Source organism: Paenibacillus sp. GCM10027630 (assembly GCF_042676305.1).
In the GTDB taxonomy this organism is placed as follows: Bacteria; Bacillota; Bacilli; order Paenibacillales; family NBRC-103111; genus Paenibacillus_S.
In genome coordinates this window covers 351,880-373,865 of the sequence record NZ_JBHTGY010000036.1, presented here as the reverse complement: position 1 = coordinate 373,865, position 21,986 = coordinate 351,880, and the positions used below count along the sequence as shown (strand labels likewise).

Sequence of the window (21,986 nt, the reverse complement as noted above, 5' to 3'; positions counted from 1 at the left end):
GTGCTTGTGGAGCTGTCTTTTAAATAAAAGTTCAGTTGGAACAGGTATAGTAATTATTCGCTAAAATTTCCAGGAGGTTTTACCTATGAATATCAGTGTGATTTTGATGATCATCCAATTGTTTTTTGCCATTGTAATCGGGTTGTATTTTTGGAATTTGCTGCGCAATCAGCAATCTAATCGAACGGCGGTTGATAAAGAATCGAAAAAGGAGCTTGAAAAGCTTAGGAAGCTGCGCTCCATTTCTTTAAATAAGCCTTTGGCTGAGAAGACAAGACCCAGTACTATGATGGACATCGTTGGCCAAAGAGAAGGATTAAGGGCCTTAAAGGCCTCCCTGTGCGGCTCCAATCCGCAGCATGTTATCATTTATGGTCCGCCAGGTGTCGGTAAGACTGCGGCAGCGCGAGTGGTGCTGGAGGAAGCTAAGAAGAATGCGGAGTCGCCTTTCCGTCAGGATGCTAAATTTACCGAAGTCGATGCTACCACAGCACGTTTTGACGAGCGCGGTATTGCCGATCCATTAATCGGGTCTGTTCACGATCCTATTTATCAAGGTGCGGGAGCAATGGGGGTAGCAGGTATTCCACAGCCGAAGGCAGGTGCTGTAACCAAGGCGCACGGCGGAATATTATTTATTGATGAGATTGGTGAATTGCATCCTCATCAAATGAATAAATTATTAAAGGTACTTGAGGATCGCAAGGTGTATCTGGAAAGTGCGTATTACAATTCAGAGGATACGAATATACCAGGCTACATTCATGATATTTTCCAAAATGGGTTGCCCGCGGATTTTCGCCTCGTTGGCGCAACAACACGTAATCCTAGTGAGTTACCGCCAGCTATACGTTCCCGTTGCATGGAAATCTTCTTCCGTCCACTGCTGCCTGATGAGATCGGCAAAATCGCTATCAACGCTTTGGTGAAAATTGGATTCCCGGATAATCCGGCGGCAGTGGAGGTTGTTAAAAGGCATGCCACTAATGGACGCGAGGCTGTAAATATTATTCAGCTTTCAGCGGGTATGGCCTTGACGGATGGTCGCAAAGAAATGACGGTTTCTGATGTGGAATGGGTTGTCAACAGCTCACAAATTCCTCCAAGGCCTGAACGGAAAATCGGAACGAAGCCTGAGGTTGGTTTTGTAAACGGATTGGCTGTATATGGTCCTAATTTGGGTACGATGCTTGAGATTGAAGTCACTGCAATACCTGTTTTACAAGCTGGCACCGGCAAATTCACTATTACGGGAGTTGTCGATGAGGAAGAGATGGGCGGAGGCTCCAGAACGATCCGTCGCAAGAGCATGGCGAGAGGGTCGGTTGAAAATGTGCTGACAGTGCTGCGACGTCTCGGAATAAATCCGTATAATTATGATTTGCATATTAATTTTCCAGGGGGAACGCCAATCGATGGTCCTTCTGCGGGAGTGTCTATGGCGACTGCGATTGCCTCTGCCATTAAACAAATACCAGTCGATAATCACATAGCCATGACCGGGGAAGTTGGTATTCATGGAAAGGTGAAGCCTGTAGGCGGTGTGGTGGCAAAAGTTGAGGCTGCTTTCCAAGCAGGAGCTACCAAAGTAATCATACCCAAAGAGAACTGGCAGGAAATATTTAGCGGCTTAAACGGGCTTGAGGTTATACCGGTTGAATCCGTTGAAGAAGTCCTTGCCATTGCGTTGGGTGTTGAGCTAACGGTGCTTCCGACTACATCAACGGTACAGCCTGATTTGCTTCCTACAGCTTCTGTAACCGTCCTGCACGCTGATGGACTTGAATGAGCTTCTAACCAATTATTCGGCTCATTGTATGGATGATGTCAATATACGATAGGAGCCGATTGGTGTTTTGAAATTAATTTTGATAAAATGTAAATTATAGCAAACGGGTTATTTTTTCGTATAACTCAACTTGTGCTTACGAAGTAAAACTTTGCTAAAGCAAAGTTACGGCAAATGCTTACGAAGTAAACTTTGTTAAAGCAAAGTTCTAGAGGGGGTGCTCCAAGATGGGATCGAACAAAATGAAGGTGCGGCGTGTGCCTTTGCTTCCATTGCGCGGGTTGCTCGTTTATCCGAGTATGGTGCTGCATCTGGACGTTGGCAGAGAGAAGTCGGTGAAGGCGCTGGAGAAATCCATGGTGGACGACAGTATGATACTTCTATGCTCACAGTCGGAAGTGAATATTGAAGAGCCATCAACAGAAGATATATATCGAATAGGTACCATTGCAAAGGTTAGGCAAATGCTTAAGCTGCCGAACGGCACAATTCGAGTACTGGTTGAGGGTGTCGTCCGTGCGGAAATTACCGAATTTTTAAATAACGATGAGTATTATGAAGTGCAGATTAAAGAACTGCCCGAGCAGGAAACCTCTGACCCAGAGATTGATGCATTAATGAGAACGGTTCTAAATCAGTTTGAGCACTATATTAATCTGTCGAAGAAGGTAACGCCCGAAACGTTAGCGGCGGTTTCTGACATTGATGAACCGGGAAGATTGGCAGATGTTATCTGCAGCCACTTGTCTTTGAAGATTAAGGATAAACAGGAAATACTGGAAACTATAGATGTGAAGCTGCGGTTGGAGAAGCTGCTCAGCATTTTGAATAACGAACGTGAAGTTTTGGAGCTGGAGCGTAAGATCAGCCAACGCGTCAAGAAGCAAATGGAGAAAACACAGAAAGAATATTATCTCCGCGAGCAGATGAAGGCTATTCAAAAAGAGCTGGGCGACAAAGAAGGCCGTGCAGGTGAGGTAGAGGAGCTTAGATCCCAGCTTTTCAGTACGGAAGTGCCGGAAAAAGTTAAAGAAAAGATTGAAAAGGAAATCGATCGGCTTGAAAAGATGCCGGCAACCTCAGCTGAGGGAAGCGTAATTCGCAATTATATCGATTGGTTATTAGGTGTCCCTTGGAGTACCTTTACCGAGGATGACTTGGATATTAATAGAGCGGAAGAAATTTTGAATGAGGATCACTACGGGCTGGAAAAGCCGAAGGAACGAGTTTTGGAGTACTTGGCTGTACAGAAGCTGGTTAAGAAGCTAAAAGGCCCTATTCTATGCCTCGTTGGCCCTCCAGGAGTAGGTAAAACTTCGATTGCGCGTTCAATTGCTCGGTCGCTTGGTCGCCAGTTTGTCCGAATTTCATTAGGAGGCGTCCGGGATGAAGCGGAAATTCGCGGACATCGACGCACCTATGTGGGAGCCATGCCAGGTCGGATCATCCAAGGAATGAAGAGTGCAGGAACCTCTAATCCGGTTTTTTTATTGGATGAGATAGACAAGATGGCGATGGATTTCCGTGGAGATCCTTCAGCCGCGCTGCTGGAAGTGTTGGATCCGGAGCAAAATAGTACATTCAGCGATCATTATATTGAAGTGCCATTTGACTTGTCGAATGTAATGTTTGTTACCACGGCGAATGCAGTGCATAATATCCCTAGGCCATTGCTCGATCGAATGGAAGTGTTGTACATTCCAGGGTATACTGAGATCGAGAAGCTGCATATTGCCAACAACTATTTGCTTCCCAAACAGCAAAAGGATCACGGTCTGCAGGATGGGCAATTGAACATAGAAGAGCAGGCTTTAATGCGGATAGTTAGAGAATATACACGGGAATCAGGCGTAAGAAATCTGGAGCAGCAGGTTTCTGCTATATGCCGAAAAGCTGCAAAACAGCTGGTTTCGGGCCAAGTCAGCTCCGTTCAGGTTCGAGTGGATAATGTAAAGGAATTCCTTGGACCCTCCAAGTACCGTTATGGAATGGCTGAGGAATACGATCAGATCGGGGCGGTTACCGGACTTGCATGGACTGAAGTTGGTGGTGACACGCTTGTCATTGAGGTTACGGTAATGCCCGGCAACGGCAAGCTTACGCTTACGGGTAAGCTGGGGGATGTAATGAAGGAGTCTGCACAGGCAGCGTTCAGTTACACGCGTTCTCGCGTAGAGCAGCTTCGGATTCCTCCTGATTTCCATGAGAAGGTGGACATTCACATCCATATACCCGAAGGTGCTATACCCAAGGATGGACCTTCAGCCGGCATAACAATGGGAACCGCGCTAATTTCGGCATTGACGAATATTCCGGTTTCCCGTGAGGTTGCGATGACAGGTGAGATTACCTTACGTGGCCGTGTGCTGCCGATTGGCGGTTTGAAAGAGAAGAGCTTAGCCGCGCATCGTGCAGGCATTCGCAGGGTCATTATCCCTTTTGACAATGTTAAGGATATAGAAGAAGTGCCGGAGAGCGTTCGTCGTGAGCTTACCTTTATCCCGGTTTCCCATATGGACGAAGTTCTTGAGCATGCATTAGTTAAGCAGGTTCAAGTATAATGAGAATAAAGTTTCAACCAAAGAAAGAGTGAAGGTCACAATGAAGGTTAATCAAGCTGAGTTTGTTATCAGCGCGGTTGGTCCGAGCCAGTACCCTCCCGATGCCTTGCCGGAAATTGCTCTGGCAGGGCGTTCGAATGTCGGTAAGTCATCACTGATCAATCGGATGATCCAGCGTAAAAATCTTGCGAGAACCAGTTCCAAGCCGGGTAAAACCCAGCAGCTCAATTATTATAAAATAAATTCGGACTTATTTTTCGTCGATTTACCAGGTTACGGATATGCTCAGGTTTCCAAATCCAAACGTGAAATCTGGGGAAAGTTTATTGAGCAATATTTAATGCATCACGAGTATTTAAAGTTAGTATTGTTAATAATTGATTTGCGGCACCCTCCTTCCAAAGATGACCAGAGTATGTATGATTGGCTCAAGCATAACGGAGTACCTATGTGTGTGGTTACAACGAAAGCCGATAAAATCACAAAAGGCCATTGGCAAAAGCATGTAAAAATTGTTAGAGAGACGCTGCGCATGGAAAAGCATGAGAGACTTGTATTGTTTTCGTCCGAGCTCGGTGTGGGAAAGGACGAGCTATGGCAAGTCATTGAGCAGGAAATAGGCTGGGGGATTGAGGAAGAACCTGAGCCTGCTCCACCAACAGACATAATCGAGTAAGCCTTATACAGCTGTATGGCCACCTGAGCCATACAGCTTTTTTCATACATTAATTAGAATAAACATACGCATTCTAGTTCATGATGTAATAATAAAAAAAGTAAACTAATCTTGCGATTATGGCAGGGATTCGCAGAACTTGATAAGGGAAAGCGAGGGATTTAAATATAATCTTGAAATCTTTCAAGGAAAAAGCGTTTTTTTCTGGAATTCAACGGAATTCAATGAAAAGCTGGCAGGAATATTAAATATTTATGTAGTATAATGTATATAGCACAGTAGAATAAGAGTTAGGCTTCAAGGTTCGTAAATAAAGAATCGAGGGATTTTTATGGCAATGAGGTTAGCGACCGAATACGTCAAAACCTGCCTACAACTGACGGAAGCCGAAATGGCCATGTTTATTCAAATGTTTGTTGACCATCAAGCTTCTCTGCAAGTAAGAGTGCTTGAAAACGGAAACCAAGAGGTGGTACTGCTGGACGATGCAGGTCAAGAGATTGTCCTCTCGTTCGAAAGAAAGTTAGGCGTTTATGTTTGCCAAGGCTCATGCAGGATTACAAACAAAAATTTAGTCAATTTAATGAGAAAAGCTGTTTCCTCCTTCAAAGGAAGCGCAACTGTGCATCGACTTTATGAAACATACACCATGATCTACGAATATGAACACGGAACGGTAGTTAAAATTGTGGAATACAAGGAAGGCACCGATAAAGTCATTTATGAATACAAGGACACCATCGGCCAGCTTAACAAGCTATTCCTTAGAAATGAAGTTGAACAAGAGATTGGACGAATAAGACTCCAAATCAACCATTTACTTGATTTAAGAAATGACATTCAAGAACTTGCCGTACGCGAACAAATCGATGCCCGCTTGCAGAAGCTGGCACATGAATTGTTCGTACTCGAAGCTTAATTATATATCTTATTTCAAATACAAGCTCCTCTCGTTGTTTCCAAGCAGCGGAGGAGTATTTCTTTATGCTGTCCACCAAATTTTTATACACTTAAGGTGCGTTGTTTACATATGCTAGACAGTGGTTTAGATAAGGTGTAATGGTAAAATGAGAGATTCTTAAAAAAAGTGTTGCATTTTTGGTGAATAGATGTTATTTTTATTCTCGTTGAAAACAAAATAGGAACCAGGATTCACTCAGGACATTGAATGTTGCGAGAGATAACTCCCTCGGGAAGTGAATGACGTAGGTCCTAGCGGATGAAATTTTTCAAACATTTTATTCCTAGGAAGGGGGAACCGAAGGATGGAATATTCAACTTTCGGAAGACACGTTGCTGTAGATACTTGGGGGGTCGACTTTGATCTTCTCAACAATGCAGAATGGTTACAAGCGCAAATGGTGGAGGCTGCTGAGGCATGTGGGGCGACCGTAATGTCGGTTCAATCCAAACAATTTGAACCACAAGGTGCAACAGTGTTAGTATTATTATCGGAAAGTCATCTATCCATTCATACTTATCCTGAGAAAGGTTTTGCTGCATTAGATTGTTATACTTGCGGCGAGACAGTTGATCCTCAGTTGGCTATCGATTACATGGTCTCCGTGTTGAAACCGGAAACGACGCATGCGAAGAAGCTGATACGTGGTATGGGCGAGCTCGTAGTGGAAACACCGGTTATGAAGCAGGCACAATTGACTAAATAAATATAATATTAACTCGTTCATGAGTAATGGTAACCACGGAGCTTATCCGTGGTTATTTGTTATAATATCCCCCCATACAATAATCAAGTAGGCTTGGATTATTTAATGTGTTCAATGGGGGGATGTCAGGTGAGACGCAGAAGAAAGCTGCTCTTCTATGTGTTTTTGTTGTTGGCAGGCTGTTGGTCATTGTATCAAATCAATAGCTTAATTATGGGCAGCCATAATGAGAAGCAGGACGCGGGGAAGCTGTTATATCAAGTTTCCTTATTCCAGATGGAGCTGCTTGGAAGCTTCTTGCATGATGCTAATCAGTCTCAAGGTACAGAAGGCTTGGATATGCTTCGTCAAGCTATTTATACAGCTAATTTTACTCATGAACATCTTGTTCTGGCATTCGGGGAAGATGAATTGGTACCGTTCAAGGGCCTTACACAGTTAATGCAATATGTGGTTCGTCTTCAGATTGGCGGACAGCGGCCTTTGAAGGCGGATGAATCACAGACTCTGGAGCAAGTTCGTAAGCAATATGCGGACTTGTATGATGCTTATGGGAAACTAATGTCAACAGATCACAAGATAGTTTCCTCACAAAATGAACGATTAATCAAAACGGATAAAGCAATGACAGAGCTGATTAAGAAAAAGCTGCTGCAGTAAATTGCTTACTGATCCAGATTCGGTATAAAGAAGTTAAAAAAAGCTGAAAATAGAGTGATTGATAAAAAACTGCTTTCACATATTATTCAAAAAATTTGTCGGAGCAGTTCGTCAATATATGCTATACTGTTTTCAGAAACTTAAGAGGAGGGGCAGGTGACACCTATGCAAATCGTTGTAGCAGGCTTAAATTACCGAACAGCGCCGGTAGCAGTCCGCGAGAAATTTACTTTTTCCGATGGAGATCTTGCGCAAGCGTTGAAGGAGCTTAAAGAAACGAAATGCGTTATGGAGTGTGTCATCGTCGGCACCTGTAATCGGACAGAATTGTATGTTGTTTCCGATCGTGAGCATATTTGCGATCATTATTTGCGTGGATTTATTGAGAAATGGTTTGGTATTCCACGGGATCAATTCAATAAGCATTTGTACATATATGAAAATGAGAAAGCAATTGATCACTTGTTTCATGTAGCGAGCGGGCTTGATTCGATGGTTATTGGGGAAACGCAAATATTAGGTCAGGTCAAAGATGCTCTCCAGCTTGCACAGCAGGAGAAGACGACCGGAATAATGTTTAACACATTGTTCAAGCAGGCTGTAACGATGGCAAAACGTGCACATACAGAGACAGGTATCGGCGATAATCCGGTTTCGGTCAGCTATGCGGCAGTAGAATTAGGGAAACGGATTTTTGGAAGTTATGATCATAAGAAGGTTATGATTGTAGGTGCAGGTAAAATGAGTGAACTAACCGTCAAGCATTTGTATGCTAACGGTGCGGATAAGGTTATTGTTGTAAACCGGACTTTAAGCAGAGCCCAAGAGCTTGCGGATAAGTTTAGAGGCGTGGCCTGTTCCATGGACAAGTTGCTTCAATATTTGGAGGAAGTGGATATCGTAATCAGCTCGACCGGATCAGCCGACTTGGTGTTATCCCGTGAGCAAGTTGCAGGCGTATTGCAAAAGCGCCGTTCAAGACCTCTTTTTATGATAGATATTGCCGTTCCGCGGGATCTGGATCCAGCTATCGGAGAGCTGCCGAACGTATTTTTATATGATATTGATAATTTGCAATCGATAGTGAATAACCATTTGCAAGAACGACGCAAAGCAGCCGTTATCATCGAGGAAATGATCACCGAGGAGAAGCAGGCATTTGAACAATGGACCAAGACACTCGGTGTTAGCCCAGTCATTCAAGCACTGCAAGCAAGAGCCGGTTTGATCCATGAGGAAACGATGGACAGCTTGATGAAGAAGCTTCCCGATCTGGAAGAGCGAGAGCTGAAAGTCATTCGCAAATTAACGAAAAGCATAGTTAACCAAATGCTTCGTGATCCCGTTAACCGCATCAAAGAAATGGCAGCCGAAAAACACGGTGATGAGGCTTTGGAGTATTTCACCAAAATATTTGCGCTTGAGGAGCAATTGGCGCAGCGGGAGCATGAGGAGCAAACAGCGCGTCAGCTTGCAGCTGACAGTGCCCATGATCGTTGGAAGGAAGAACAACTAACGAAAGTTCCAATGAATTCTGCCGATGCCTTGGCCAAATCGTAATCGGAAGAGGTGCATTGGTCTATGGTTACGAAAAGCTGGTTATATGATGCTATAATTTATATATATGCCCTGAGCCTCCTGTTTTACTTCTCGGACTTTGTTGGTTCGAATCGAAGTGCAAAACGGATGGGTGCAGGGTTGCTTTCTTTTGTATGGCTTTTGCAAACGTTCTACTTAATCTATAGTTTGATCGAGCATAATAGAGCGGATGCATATTCATTGTTCGAAACGTTATTTATGCTATCTTGGCTGCTTGTTACGGTATCATTAATAATAAATCGGTTTTTTCGTATAGAACTATTTGTTTTTTTTGTTAATGTGATCGGTTTTGCCGTGTTGGCTTTGAATTTTTTCAGCAATCCGAAAGTATCGCCAACGTTAGCTTCGTGGAAAATAAGCGACGAGCTGCTTTTTATCCATATAAGCCTATCGATCGCCAGTTATGCCGCATTTGCTATTGCAGCCGTTTTTTCATTCATGTATTGGTTCTTGCATCGCCAGCTTAAGGAGAAAAAGTGGTCCAAGCTGATGCAGCGGCTGCCTAGTTTAGATAGAACAGATCAATATGCCTATGTTTCAGTCATTATGGGTGCACCTTTATTATTATTGGGCCTATCGTTAGGAATCGTTTGGATTGTGTTAGAGGGAGATATGAAGCTGCTGTTCGACTCTAAAGTAATAAATTCCTGGTTTGTACTTTTGGCTTATGGCTTTTATTTATTTCAACGGCTGCTTCTAAAAACGCCCGGAGATAAGCTTGCGCTTTGGAATTTGGCTGCATTTTTCATCGTTGCTCTGAACATCGTATTTGCCAACTTCTATTCCACCTTCCATCAATGGTCATAAATGTTTGCAATATTGGAAGTGAAATCTAGCAGAAGCAAAATGATAGTTTTGCAACTAACGGCACTTCAACTACGAAGAAAGTTGCGCCAAAGCGAAGCTCTAAGGAGGTTTCAATTGAAGGAGCGAAGGAATAAGAGCTATTATCCTTTGATGCTTGACATAATTGGGAAACCTTGTGTAATCATTGGAGGGGGCGTAGTAGCGCAGCGTAAAGCCGAATCTTTAATTGAAGCGGGCGCCACGATAACTTTGATAAGTCCTGCTTGTACGGAACAGCTTGAAGAATGGGCTCTAGAAGGACATGTTTCGATAATAAAGAAGCATTTCCAAACAGGGATGACAGAGCTGCGGGAAGCACTTTTGATATTCGCGGCAACGGATCAAACGGAAATCAATGAGGCCGTGCGTTTGGAAGCGGAGGCATTGGGCAAGCTTGTTACAGTAGCGGATGATTCGAAGCGAAGCGGTTTTATTGTGCCTGCCGTTGTACGTCGGGGTAAGCTCGTGATCTCAGTATCTACGACTGGAGCAAGTCCTGCTGTGGCTAAGCGGGTACGCCAGGAGCTGGAGAAGACGTATGGTGAAGAGTATGAGGTGTATTTGGAACTTCTTCAGGAGCTTCGTTCGTTAATAAAATTGAAGGTAAAGGATACGATCGAGAGGCAAGCGATATTTAAATCGATGCTGGAATGGGACCTGCTTGGTTGGATTCGTTCTGGAAGCTACATATCCTCTTCAAAGCAAGACCTTATGCAACGTATTGAAGCTGAACCAACATTGGCTGGAATAAAGAAGCTGGACAAATGGATCCGAGAGCTTTTTGAATAAAGATTATTACCTACAAAAGTAAGGGGCTGAGCGTATTGCGTAAAATTGTAGTTGGCACTAGACAGAGCGCGTTGGCTTTGACGCAGACGGGACAAGTGGTGGATCACTTGCGCGAATTATGCCGGGAGCATGGTATCGAATGCGAGTTTGAATTGAAGAAGATCGTTACTAAAGGCGATCAAATTCTAGATGTAACCTTGTCCAAGGTAGGCGGCAAAGGGTTGTTCGTCAAAGAAATCGAACAGGCACTCATGGACGGCGAGATCGATATGGCTGTGCACAGCATGAAAGATATGCCTTGGGAGCTGCCAGAAGGACTTGTAATCGGAGCTGTGCCTCTGCGTGAGGATCCACGGGATTGCTTGATCACGCGTGGGGCTGCGAGCCTTGATGAGCTGCCTCAAGGGGCAAAGGTCGGCACGAGCAGCTTGCGCCGTTCTTCCCAATTGCAGTATTATCGCCCTGATCTTAAGATTGAGTCGATCCGCGGCAACATTGATTCGAGGCTCAAGAAGCTCGAATCCGAGGGCTTCGATGCGATACTGCTTGCAGCCGCCGGCTTACGCCGGGTCGGCTGGGTGGATCGCATCAGTGCTTACCTGCCGCCGGAGGTATGTCTGCCTGCCGTAGGCCAGGGGGCGCTCTGCATCGAATGCAGGGGCGGAGATGAAGAGGTGCTTGGGCTGCTCAAGCACTACAATAACGAGCCTACAGCTATTGCTGTAGCTGCAGAACGGAGCTTTCTTGGCAAGCTGAACGGTGGCTGCCAAGTGCCTATCGGCGCTTATGCAACTATCAGCACCGAGGCTGACAGCACTACCATCACAATGACCGGGATGGTCGGTTCGCCAGATGGCGGTCAGATGCTTAAGGACACAATGACCGGGACAGATCCTGTCAAGTTGGGAAGCGAATTGGCGGATGCATTAATTGCAAGAGGAGCCGCTGATATATTGGCCACAGTGAGGGGATGAGTGCGATGAATAAAGGTGTCGTATATCTCGTTGGAGCAGGTCCGGGCGACCCTAAGCTTATAACGGTTCGCGGACTGGAAGCGATTCAGCGCGCTGATGTCGTTGTATACGACCGATTGGCAAGTCCAAGGCTTCTGAAGCATATGAAGCCGGGTGCGGAGAAAATATTTGTTGGCAAACTGCCGGACAAGCATATGCTTAAGCAAGCAGAGATCAATCAGCTGCTGGTTGACTTGGCTCTCCAAGGAAAGACCGTAACTCGCTTAAAAGGCGGGGACCCTAGCGTGTTTGGACGGGTAGGGGAAGAGGCAGAGCTGCTTGCGGACAATGAGATCCAATTTGAAATTGTCCCTGGTATCACTTCAGCTATTGCAGTTCCAACTTATGCGGGCATTCCGGTTACTCATCGTGATTTTACTTCCTCATTTTCAATCGTGACCGGACATGAATATCAGAACAAAACCTACAGCAGTGTAAATTGGGAAAACTTGTCCCAGGCTTCAGGAACACTTATCTTTTTGATGGGTGTTGCGAATCTGGAATTTATAAGGAACAAATTAATTGAAGGCGGTAAGTCCGTCACGACGCCGGTTGCATTAATCCGTTGGGGAACCTGGATGGAGCAGGAGACGCTGACAGGGACTCTTACCGATATCGTTGAAAAGGTTAGAGCAGCGAACTTTCAATCTCCCGCCGTTATTATTGTCGGAGATGTTGTAAAGCTGCGCAGTAAGCTGGCATGGTTCGAGAAGAAGCCGTTATTTGGACGGCGTATTCTTGTTACAAGAGCCCGCAGTCAGGCTAGTGATTTGGTAAATCTAATTGAAGAGCTCGGTGGAGAAGCGGTTGAATTTCCGGTTATCCGGACACAGGCACCAACCAAGACCGCTGCTAAGGAAGCGTTGGCCCAGGCTTTAAACCAACTGTATGATTTCGATTGGGTTATTTTTACAAGCGTTAACGGTGTAGAGCAATTTTTCGAGCAGCTGCGGCTGAGCCGCATAGATGTTCGTTCACTTGGAAAAGCGCGTATTGCGGCCGTCGGACCCAAAACAGCCGAAGCGTTAAATATGCGCGGCCTGATGGCTGAGGCGCTTCCAGCGAAGTTTCAAGGAGATGAGCTGCTCTCATCAATTGAAGCGGATTTGAAGCCAGGACAACGCGTACTACTAGCAACAGCGGATATTGCCAAGGAATATTTGCCCGCCAGACTGCGTGAAAAGGGCCTTAATGTAACAGAGGTAGATGTTTACGAAACCGTTCTGGAAACAGACGGAGGCACTGAAGTTATTGAGCTGCTGCAGAAAAAAGCTATTCATATTATTACTTTTACCAGCTCATCTACTGTAACGAATTTAATTCGCGCTCTTGAGGAGCTTGGAACAGCTAATCCGAAGGAATTGCTGGCTTCCTGCCAGATTGCCTGCATCGGACCAATGACAGCACAAACGGTTAAAGAAGCTGGACTCTCAGTTGATTATTTGGCTGAAGAAGCAACCGTTGAATCTTTAGTGGACAGTTTATATAAAGCCAAGTAAGCAGTTTTTACTCTAATACAGGGTCTACGAAAAACTTCTGGAGGTACAACAATGAGCTTTCCTATCGTTCGTAATCGGAGATTACGCGGTTCAAATGGGCTGCGCAGTTTAGTTAGAGAGAACAACGTTACGGTTAATGATCTAATCTACCCAATATTCGTCACTCATGGCTCGCAAATCAAAGATGAGATTTCATCAATGCCTGGAGTATACCATTTCTCTATGGACCGTCTTGAAGAAGAAATCCATGAGGTTGTTGCCTTGGGCATTAAAGCCATTCTCCTGTTTGGCGTTCCTGCACATAAGGATGCTCTGGGAACCTCTGCCTATGATCATAATGGAATTGTACAGCAAGCAACCCGCAGTATTAAAAAGCTGTATCCTGAACTGCTCGTCATAGCTGATACATGCTTGTGCCAGTTTACCGACCATGGCCATTGTGGTGTGGTACATTTTGATGAGTCTAAGCAGCGCGCAGATGTTCTCAACGATCCTTCACTCGAACTGCTTGTTAAAACAGCTGTTGCTCAAGCCGAAGCAGGGGCAGACATAATCGCTCCTTCCAATATGATGGATGGATTTGTTTATGCAATCCGCCAAGGATTGGATGCAGCTGGTTACGATCAAGTACCTATCATGTCGTATGCCGTTAAGTATTCTTCTTCTTTCTATGGTCCATTCCGCGATGCGGCTCATTCCGCTCCGCAGTTTGGCGACCGCAAAACCTACCAGATGGACCCGGCTAATGCTCGTGAGGCGCTTAGAGAAGCTGAAGCCGATGTTGTAGAGGGTGCAGACTTTTTGATGGTTAAGCCTGCTTTGGCTTATATGGACATCATTCGGACACTTCGTGATCAATTCGATTTGCCGCTTGTTTGCTACAACGTCAGTGCTGAGTATTCTATGGTGAAGGCCGCTGCGAAGCAGGGCTGGATCGATGAACGCTCCATTGTTTCGGAGATGATGATCGGCTTTAAGCGTGCAGGAGCAGATCTCATTATCACTTATTTTGCCAAGGATGTTGCTGGTTGGCTGCGTGAAAGTCAATAAGCGGATAATGAATGTCCGAAATGAAAGCAAATAGAAGTCAGGGAAGCTGTCCTTTAACAAGAGGATGGCTTCCTCGCATTTATGGCTATTTTTTGTCTGATGAGTGGACTTTCTTTTCTGGACCATCATCGATACGAGAACGCTTACAGTGGGTAAAATCGTGAGCGTTTCTTGTCATACTTTTGTCGGAATCTTGGATGCTAATCAGTTGTTACAAGCTGCCAAATAGGGCATAATAATGAGTAGATCAGTTTATGCTTACGAAATAAACTTTCCATACAGGAAGTTTTTAGGAGTATACGGAAGTGAGGAAAATTAAATGAGCTATAACGATACGTTTATTAAAGCATGTAAGAAGCAAGCGGTGGATACGCTCCCGGTATGGTACATGAGACAGGCGGGACGCTACGATCCGGATTATCGCAAAATTAAGGAAAAATACAGCTTGCTCGAAATTTGTCAGCAGCCGGAGCTGGCAGCTGAAGTTACGATGATGCCTGTGCATAAATTAGGTGTGGATGCGGCAATTCTTTACTCAGATATTATGAACCCTGTTGCTTCGCTTGGGATTGATTTTGATATTGTAAAAGATGTGGGCCCTGTCATTCACAACCCGATCCGTTCGACGGCCGATGTGGAAAGATTGCGCCCTATTCAAGTAGAGAAGGACTTATCCCATATTATCAAAACAATCGAAATTTTGGCAGCACAGCTTCAGGTTCCACTTATTACTTTCGCGGGCGCGCCCTTTACAATCGCCAGTTATTTGATCGAAGGAAGACCAACCAAAAGCTACATACGAACCAAACAGCTTATGTATAGCGAGCCGGCAGTATGGTTCCAGCTTATGGATAAACTGGGTGATATGGTTATTACGTACTTGAAATCGCATATTGCTGCAGGGGCAAAAGCTGTACAGCTGTTTGACAGCTGGGTAGGCGCGCTTTCACCTAATGACTTCAAAGTATTTGTGCTTCCGACCATAACACGTATTTTTGACGAACTTAAACATTTGGAACAGCCCAAAATTTATTTCCCTGGCGTTAGCTCCGGAGAATTGCTCCCGCTTTTGGGACAACTGGAGGTAGATGTGATTGGACTCGATTGGCGTGTTTCGATCGCAGAGGGACGTAAAAGAGTAGGTTCACGTTTCGCGGTTCAGGGCAATCTTGATCCCTATGTATTGACAGCACCAATGTCAGTTATTAAGGAGCATGCCAAAGCTATTATTGATCAAGGTATTGAACAGCCAGGTTATGTGTTCAACCTTGGACATGGACTGTTCCCAGAAGCATCACTCGATAAACTGCGGGAGCTGACGGAATTCATTCATGTATATTCCAAGGAAGCTTTAGCTAAATCGAAACAAGAAAGTGGTGTGTAAATGTCTAAACAGCGGATTGGTGTTCTGGTGATGTCCTATGGAACTCCAGAGAGCTTGGACCAGGTGGAAGCCTATTATACCCATATTCGCCGCGGGCACCCTCCTACGCCAGAGCAGCTAAAGGATTTGACGGATCGATATGAGGCGATTGTCGGCGGTTTTTTTCCGTTAAGAGAGAACACAAATAAGCAGGTACAAGCATTGGAAGATCGGCTAAATGCGGATCACCCGGATATTTCGTTTACTTGCTATCAAGGCTTAAAGCACGCTGTTCCTTACATCGAGGATGGTGTAGAGCAGATGGTTAAAGACGGTATTGAGCAAGCTGTCGGTGTCGTACTGGCACCTCACTATTCAACAATGAGCGTAGGCGGCTATATCAAGCGCGCACAAGATAAAGCGGCTGAATCGGGTCTGCAAATTAATTTTGTGAAAAGCTATCACCTGCATCCACAATTACTAGAGGCACTTTCACAACGGATTACGGACACATTAACACGTTTTGGCGATACTTCCAGGGACGAAGTTCGCATAGTGTTTACAGCACATAGCCTTCCGGAGAAAATACTTGAGATGAAAGACCCGTATCCTGAGCAGCTGCTGGAAACCTCACGTACTATTGCGGCTCAGACAGGAATAAGCAACTGGCAATTCGGGTGGCAAAGTGCAGGACAGACAGGGACGCCATGGTTAGGTCCTGATATATTGGATGTACTTCAGACGACTAGCTCTGAAAAGCAATTTAAGCACGTACTGGTTTGTCCAATAGGTTTCGTATCCGATCACTTGGAAGTTTTGTACGATCTTGATATTGAAGCGCAAAAGACGGCACGTGAGCTGGGTATCCACTTGGAGCGTACTCCTTCCTTAAATACGGATCCCTTGTATATGGGCGCTTTGAGTGACGTTGTATATGCACAGTGCGAGAGGAAATGATGCAAGATGGGGAATGAACCGAGACATGTGGCCGTTATCGGCGGCGGCATTACAGGTTTAAGCGCAGCCTATTACTTGAAAAAAGCAATGGCTGAAAAGGGTGAAGCTGTTAAAGTAACCTTGATTGAGAAAAGCGGTTCGTTCGGGGGCCGCATTCACACGTTAAAGAAGGACGGCTTTGTTATTGAAAAAGGTCCGGACTCTTTTTTGGCGCGTAAGCCTGCTATGATTGAATTAACCAAGGAGCTTGGGCTTGAGGATCAACTAACAGGCACAAATCCGAATGCCAAAAAAACTTACATTTTACATGGCAATCGGTTGCATCGCATGCCTCCAGGGCTCGTTCTCGGAATTCCAACGGAGATTGGCCCTTTTATGAAAACAGGCTTGTTGTCATTTGCAGGTAAAGCGCGTGCTGCGTTGGATTTGCTGCTGCCTAAGCGACAAAGTACGGATGATGAATCACTAGGCGCCTTTTTGGAACGCAGACTGGGCAAGGAAGTATTGACGCAAATTGCCGAACCGCTGTTAGCGGGCATTTATGCAGGTGACACGTATGCATTGAGCGTGAAGGCAACGTTTCCTCAGTTTCACGCACTGGAGCAAAAGCATCGCAGCTTAATTCTTGGGATGACTCGGAACCGCAAGCAGGGTGGAGAGGAAAGCAAGACGCTGCCCGAGGTGGCGAAAAACACGGTATTCCTGACCTTCAAGGAAGGCTTGCAAACCATAGTGAATGGCCTCGTAGATGCTCTGGATGATGTTCATTTCATGAAGGACACCGAGGTTAATGCTATCCATAAGCTGAAGTCGAAGGATGAATCAGGGCGTTCTTATGAATTGGTATATGGAGGCGGACTAACAGAGCGAATAGACGGTGCTATTATAGCTCTGCCTGCTTACGCTATTGCTCCTCTGCTTAATGAAGTGCCTGCTGCAAAAGAATTGATGACCATTGATTACGTATCGGTTGCCAACGTTATTCTGGCGTTCAATGCGAACGATATGGTACGTGAGCTGGATGGAAGCGGGCTGTTGGCTCCGCGAAGCGAAAATCGATTTATTACTGCATGTACGTGGACTTCCTCTAAATGGCTGCACACTGCACCGAAGGGAAAAGTTCTGCTGCGTTGTTATGTCGGTCGTTCCGGTGACGAGCGTTGGCTTAAGATGTCTGAAGCAGAAATGATCCAAGCGGTACGGCGGGATTTACAGGAGCTGCTGGGTATTACTGCAGAACCATTGTTTACGGAAATTACCAAAATGCCGCGTTCCATGCCTCAGTACCCGGTTGAGCATTTGAAGCTGGTGCAACGTGTTCGCAGCGGTTTGGCTGAGCAAATGCCAGGCATTCATGTTACCGGAGCTGCTTTTCATGGAGTGGGGCTTCCCGACTGTATCCGGCAAGGGAAGGAAACGGCGCTAGCGCTTGTTTCGCAGCTGACTGTCAAATAAATAAGCCCGAATAATCGGGCTTATCCATGTATGGGGATCACTCAATTCATAAGGCCAGAAGCCGAAGGACAGAGGGAATAACTACCCCCGCAGCTTCGCGAGGTCAAGCTTCATTGTCGGACCGTCAAACACCAGAATCTCCCTCTCCTGGAAGTCACGCATAACTTGCATAAGGATGGGCTTCTGAACGCCGGCCATTTGTGAAACCTCATCATAATTAAGCATCATTTTTATTGTAATAACATTTCCATTGCGGGTTCCGTTCTTATTAGCGAGCTTGATCAAGCTCTTGATAACACGAGTTCTGGCATCGAGGAAAGTTAAATCGTATACGTGCTGGTTCGTATCACGCAGCCTGTTGCACAGCTCTCGCATAATACAGAGGGAAATATCGAAATTGTTTTTTAACAGCTCCAAAAAGTGCTTGGCATCGAGGGCGATAAGGACGCTGTCCTCTAAAGTTTGGGCGGAGGCGGAACGAGGCTTGCCATCGATTAATGAAAGCTCACCGAAGCTGTCCCCACTTTTGAATAAGGAAAGAATTTTTTCCTCACCCGTAGTAGAGGTATTGTATATTTTTACAGAGCCATTGAACACGATGTAAAATACAGAACCCAGTTCCTTTTCGTTAAACAGAATGGTCCCGGAACGAAATGATTTTTTCGAACAAATGTTAGAAATGGATGTTAACTGGCTACTATTCAGATTGATAAATAAGGGAACTTTGCTCAAGAAATCAATCATGGTTTCTCCTCGTTTCAATGGATGATGGTTCCATAGTCCGAATAATTATATATCGGTTTACGCTGGTTTTCAAGTTAATATATGGGAAAAGTCGACATTATTTGCAAAGCACTAGAGCTCTAAGGAGGGGTAGTTTTGGCTAATATAAGGAAAAGAGAAGATGCACGCTCAACGAAGGCTTTTGCGGAAGCGAAGCTTGTAATCCCAGGTGGTGTTAACAGTCCGGTTCGAGCTTTTAAGTCGGTTGGGTTGACACCGCTTTTTATGGAGCGTGGAGTGGGTTCACGGGTATTTGATATAGATGGGAATGAATTTATTGACTACATAGGCTCATGGGGGCCGCTAATTGTTGGTCATTCACATCCTGAAGTGGTGGAAGCCATCAAGAAAACAGCTGAATCCGGTACAAGCTTCGGGGCACCGACCGAACTGGAAACGGAAATGGCCCGTTTGGTCATTGAACGGATTCCATCGATAGAGCTGGTACGTATGGTGAATTCCGGTACAGAGGCTACAATGAGTGCGTTGCGTTTAGCTAGAGGTTATACTAAGCGTTCCAAAATATTAAAGTTTGAAGGCTGTTATCATGGACATGCTGATGCATTACTTATTAAAGCAGGCTCTGGTGTGGCGACTTTAGGACTGCCTGATAGCCCGGGTGTTCCTGAAAGTGTGGCAGCTAATACGATCACTGTACCGTATAATGATATTGATTCCGTTAGATTAGCCTTTGAACGCTTCGGTGAAGAAATTGCCGCGGTTATTGTGGAGCCGATTGCGGGGAACATGGGAGTAGTCCCTCCACAGCCCGGTTTCTTGCAAGGGTTGCGAAATCTAACGCTCCAATATGGAAGCTTGCTTATTTTTGATGAGGTAATGACCGGCTTCCGCGTTGGTTTAAACAGTGCACAGGGCTTGTACGGCATCACTCCAGACCTCACCTGTCTAGGTAAAGTAATCGGCGGAGGTTTGCCGGTAGGGGCTTATGGTGGTAAACGTGAGATTATGGAGTTGATTGCTCCAAGTGGCCCGATCTATCAAGCGGGTACACTTTCTGGCAATCCGCTTGCGATGGCGGCCGGGTATGTGACTCTGAGCCTGTTGGGTAAACCGGGAGTATACGAGGAGCTGGAACGGAAGTCGGCTCGCTTGGAGGAAGGCTTCTTAGCAAATGCACGTGAGCTAGGGGTTGCCAGTACGATCAATCGAGTCGGCTCGATGATTTGTCCGTTCTTCACGGATAAGCATGTTACCGATTATGAAACAGCAAAAACAACTGATTTGGAGTTGTTTAACCGGTACTTTGCAGCTTTGCTTGATAATGGAGTTAGCATAGCGCCATCTCAATTTGAGGGTATGTTTGTATCAACGGCGCATACGGATGAAGATATAGCCGCTACTATAGCTGCGCATTATAAAGCATTGAAACAATAGGTCTTTCGCATACCTGATCCAAACATAAAAGCAACCCATATCGCTGAGTAGCGGAATGGGTTGCTTTTATGTTTGGGATAAAGGTTAGTTCTTTACATGTAAATAATTAGTTTGGTTTATTCACCGGTGTAGTTGGTACCGCAGGTGTTGAAGGAGTTACTTGGGCAGGAGGATTTACATTAGTGCTGCTGCCCGTGCTTTGTGTTGTAGTTGAATTTGGTGCAGTATCTTTAGGAACTGGTGTAGTTGGTGTGGTAGGTGCTGCAGGTGTTCCTGAACCGGCTGGATTTCCTCCTTGAGGAGTTGTGCCAGTAGGTACGGTTGTACCATTATTTCCTGTGGTCCCACCGGCTGGCTTACCTGTCTCGGTTCCCGTACTGCCTGACGGCGTACTGCCCGGAGTTGTAGGTGCAGCAGGTGTTGTTGACTCTTTGTTTCCACTTGAAGTAGATGGTGGATTTTTTGTGGGATCCGTTTCTTTACCTTCTGTCACAGGAGGTTTAGTGTGATCGTTAGGTTTGACTGATCCATTTCCATTTCCAGTACCTGCATTGGTCCCATTACCTGATCCGTTACCTGGTTCTGTCGATTTAGGTTTATCTGTTTTCTCAGTTTTATCCGTTTCTGGCTTGTTTACAGTAGTAGGTGCAGTTGGTGTGGCCGGAGGAGTTGCTGGCGTCGGATTGTTCTTTTGTCTTGCCTTAATCTCAGCCTGCTCCCTTAAGAAGTCCGGATGGTCATAGGATCCGCCTGCGTCTATTTTATTAATACCATCCCAAACTCGGTTCGCAACAGCTTCCTCCGGATGATCGTATACAAGGAAGGCTGAAGGTAAACGCCGCTCGCCATACCGGCTGGATGGCTTCGTGACCAATTCACCGTTTACAACCAGCTCTGATGAAGCGCCACCGTCAAGGAAACCGGCGTTAACAACATCATCAGCTAGGAACAGCTCCTGAATTTCTTTTAGAGTAGCACCGACGCTATGAGCCTGACGTCCGTCAACTACTATGAAAATTACAGTTCCGTCTTCCTTTTGACCAACTGCAGTTCTTGGAGCGCGGCTCCCGTCACTGATTGGCAGCGGCTTACCATTGGCAATAACGCGGGGATAGAAGGAAGCAGCCTCCGAAATTCCCATTGTTCTTAACTCGGTCATACTGTATTTACCAATAATCAAAGTTCCATCTTTGGTGAATCCGACGATGTGCTGCGGGGTTGTTTCATCCTGGTCGGTGAAAATAACTTCTCCTCCAGACACGATAACTCCCAATGCAGCAAAACCGTTGCCAAGTCCTTCAGGATCGTCAAAGCCTCCGGCGTTGACGCCTGCAACAGCTCCGGTACGTTTTACCATGGCGCTGATCCGTTCACCCTCTCCGGATTTGACCGGCGTCATAGCTCTGATTGATTTTGGGTCGAAGACGTACATCCTTTTGCCTTTCCACAGCGGGCCGGAAATATCTTCAACTTTAATTAGTTCATCAATCGAACGATTCTTTTTATATACTTTGTGTTGAATACGACCCATATCTTGCTTTTCTTCCGCATTCTTTTCAATATTTTGGTGCATGTTGCGAACCATCTCATCGCGCTGCTCCGCACCGACGAAAATCCAGGCCCATTCACGATGTTGAGTAATAATAACTGTCTCAGCCATCCAGATACGCAGGGTAGTACCAGGAGATGTTAAAAATAAGAAGCTTGATGCAAGAAAAGCCAAAACTGCAATAATTAAAAGCGTGCGCTTGATCCAACTAAAATCCAGCATCTGTTTCTTCGTCGATTTAAAAAACTGTATGGCTGTACTCAAATTAAGTTCACTCCTGTTATCAATTAAGCAATGACGACCCTAAATTTATTTCTTAAAATCTATCAACAAAT

At 45.4% G+C, this 21,986-nt stretch carries 18 protein-coding genes; 16 read left to right on the top strand and 2 right to left on the bottom strand.

The genetic code is table 11. The features are described 5' to 3' along the window. Positions 1-85: 85 nt before the first annotated feature. The 15 genes from lonB to hemG all read left to right on the top strand — a co-directional run bounded on the left by lonB (position 86) and on the right by hemG (position 17,924). Positions 86-1,789, top strand: coding sequence for an ATP-dependent protease LonB (lonB, locus tag ACFQ0C_RS18550; protein WP_258211251.1), 1,704 nt, complete (start codon positions 86-88; stop codon positions 1,787-1,789). Between the two features lie 227 nt (positions 1,790-2,016). Next, entirely contained in the window at positions 2,017-4,350 is a 2,334-nt protein-coding gene (gene lon, locus ACFQ0C_RS18545) for an endopeptidase La (RefSeq protein ID WP_379368499.1), read from the top strand. Between the two features lie 40 nt (positions 4,351-4,390). After that, positions 4,391-5,026 carry a ribosome biogenesis GTP-binding protein YihA/YsxC gene (yihA, locus tag ACFQ0C_RS18540; protein ID WP_379368498.1) on the top strand — a complete coding sequence of 212 codons (636 nt, stop codon included), beginning with the start codon at positions 4,391-4,393 and terminating at the stop codon, positions 5,024-5,026. A 331-nt stretch (positions 5,027-5,357) separates the two neighbouring features. Then, complete coding sequence (locus tag ACFQ0C_RS18535; protein ID WP_379368497.1) at positions 5,358-5,945, top strand: non-ribosomal peptide synthetase module; 588 nt, start codon at positions 5,358-5,360, stop codon at positions 5,943-5,945. A gap of 346 nt (positions 5,946-6,291) precedes the next feature. Then, positions 6,292-6,693, top strand: coding sequence for an adenosylmethionine decarboxylase (speD, locus tag ACFQ0C_RS18530; RefSeq protein ID WP_258211247.1), 402 nt, complete (start codon positions 6,292-6,294; stop codon positions 6,691-6,693). A gap of 129 nt (positions 6,694-6,822) precedes the next feature. Continuing rightward, a complete protein-coding gene (locus tag ACFQ0C_RS18525; protein WP_379368496.1) occupies positions 6,823-7,353 on the top strand; it encodes an S-adenosylmethionine decarboxylase in 531 nt (176 codons plus the stop codon). 165 nt (positions 7,354-7,518) lie between these two features. After that, positions 7,519-8,913 (top strand): glutamyl-tRNA reductase, encoded by a 1,395-nt coding sequence (hemA, locus tag ACFQ0C_RS18520; RefSeq protein ID WP_258211691.1) that lies wholly within the window; start codon positions 7,519-7,521, stop codon positions 8,911-8,913. Positions 8,914-8,934: 21 nt separating this feature from the next. Then, a complete protein-coding gene (locus ACFQ0C_RS18515) occupies positions 8,935-9,759 on the top strand; it encodes a cytochrome c biogenesis protein (protein WP_258211245.1) in 825 nt (274 codons plus the stop codon). Between the two features lie 114 nt (positions 9,760-9,873). Beyond that, on the top strand, positions 9,874-10,587 hold the full coding sequence (locus ACFQ0C_RS18510; protein WP_379368495.1) for a precorrin-2 dehydrogenase/sirohydrochlorin ferrochelatase family protein: 714 nt from the start codon (positions 9,874-9,876) through the stop codon (positions 10,585-10,587). 35 nt (positions 10,588-10,622) lie between these two features. Continuing rightward, complete coding sequence (gene hemC, locus ACFQ0C_RS18505; protein ID WP_379368494.1) at positions 10,623-11,561, top strand: hydroxymethylbilane synthase; 939 nt, start codon at positions 10,623-10,625, stop codon at positions 11,559-11,561. 5 nt (positions 11,562-11,566) lie between these two features. Then, positions 11,567-13,099: a uroporphyrinogen-III C-methyltransferase gene (gene cobA, locus ACFQ0C_RS18500; protein ID WP_379368493.1), complete on the top strand. Its 1,533-nt coding sequence runs from the start codon at positions 11,567-11,569 to the stop codon at positions 13,097-13,099. Positions 13,100-13,150: 51 nt separating this feature from the next. Further along, the gene (gene hemB, locus ACFQ0C_RS18495; RefSeq protein WP_258211241.1) at positions 13,151-14,149 is read left to right on the top strand and encodes a porphobilinogen synthase; all 999 of its coding nucleotides are present in this window, start codon (positions 13,151-13,153) and stop codon (positions 14,147-14,149) included. 319 nt (positions 14,150-14,468) lie between these two features. Further along, positions 14,469-15,533 (top strand): uroporphyrinogen decarboxylase, encoded by a 1,065-nt coding sequence (gene hemE, locus ACFQ0C_RS18490; protein ID WP_258211240.1) that lies wholly within the window; start codon positions 14,469-14,471, stop codon positions 15,531-15,533. After that, entirely contained in the window at positions 15,534-16,469 is a 936-nt protein-coding gene (gene hemH / locus ACFQ0C_RS18485) for a ferrochelatase (RefSeq protein WP_379368492.1), read from the top strand. A 6-nt stretch (positions 16,470-16,475) separates the two neighbouring features. Further along, positions 16,476-17,924, top strand: coding sequence for a protoporphyrinogen oxidase (hemG, locus tag ACFQ0C_RS18480; protein WP_379368491.1), 1,449 nt, complete (start codon positions 16,476-16,478; stop codon positions 17,922-17,924). Between the two features lie 81 nt (positions 17,925-18,005). Here the strand turns inward: hemG and ACFQ0C_RS18475 are convergent, their stop codons facing one another. After that, positions 18,006-18,668, bottom strand: coding sequence for a Crp/Fnr family transcriptional regulator (locus tag ACFQ0C_RS18475; protein WP_379368490.1), 663 nt, complete (start codon positions 18,666-18,668; stop codon positions 18,006-18,008). A gap of 135 nt (positions 18,669-18,803) precedes the next feature. Here ACFQ0C_RS18475 and hemL point away from each other — a divergent pair, with 135 nt between their 5' ends. Further along, positions 18,804-20,102 carry a glutamate-1-semialdehyde 2,1-aminomutase gene (gene hemL, locus ACFQ0C_RS18470; RefSeq protein ID WP_379368489.1) on the top strand — a complete coding sequence of 433 codons (1,299 nt, stop codon included), beginning with the start codon at positions 18,804-18,806 and terminating at the stop codon, positions 20,100-20,102. 106 nt (positions 20,103-20,208) lie between these two features. Here the strand turns inward: hemL and ACFQ0C_RS18465 are convergent, their stop codons facing one another. After that, the gene (locus ACFQ0C_RS18465; RefSeq protein WP_379368488.1) at positions 20,209-21,915 is read right to left on the bottom strand and encodes a phosphodiester glycosidase family protein; all 1,707 of its coding nucleotides are present in this window, start codon (positions 21,913-21,915) and stop codon (positions 20,209-20,211) included. Positions 21,916-21,986: the final 71 nt, after the last annotated feature.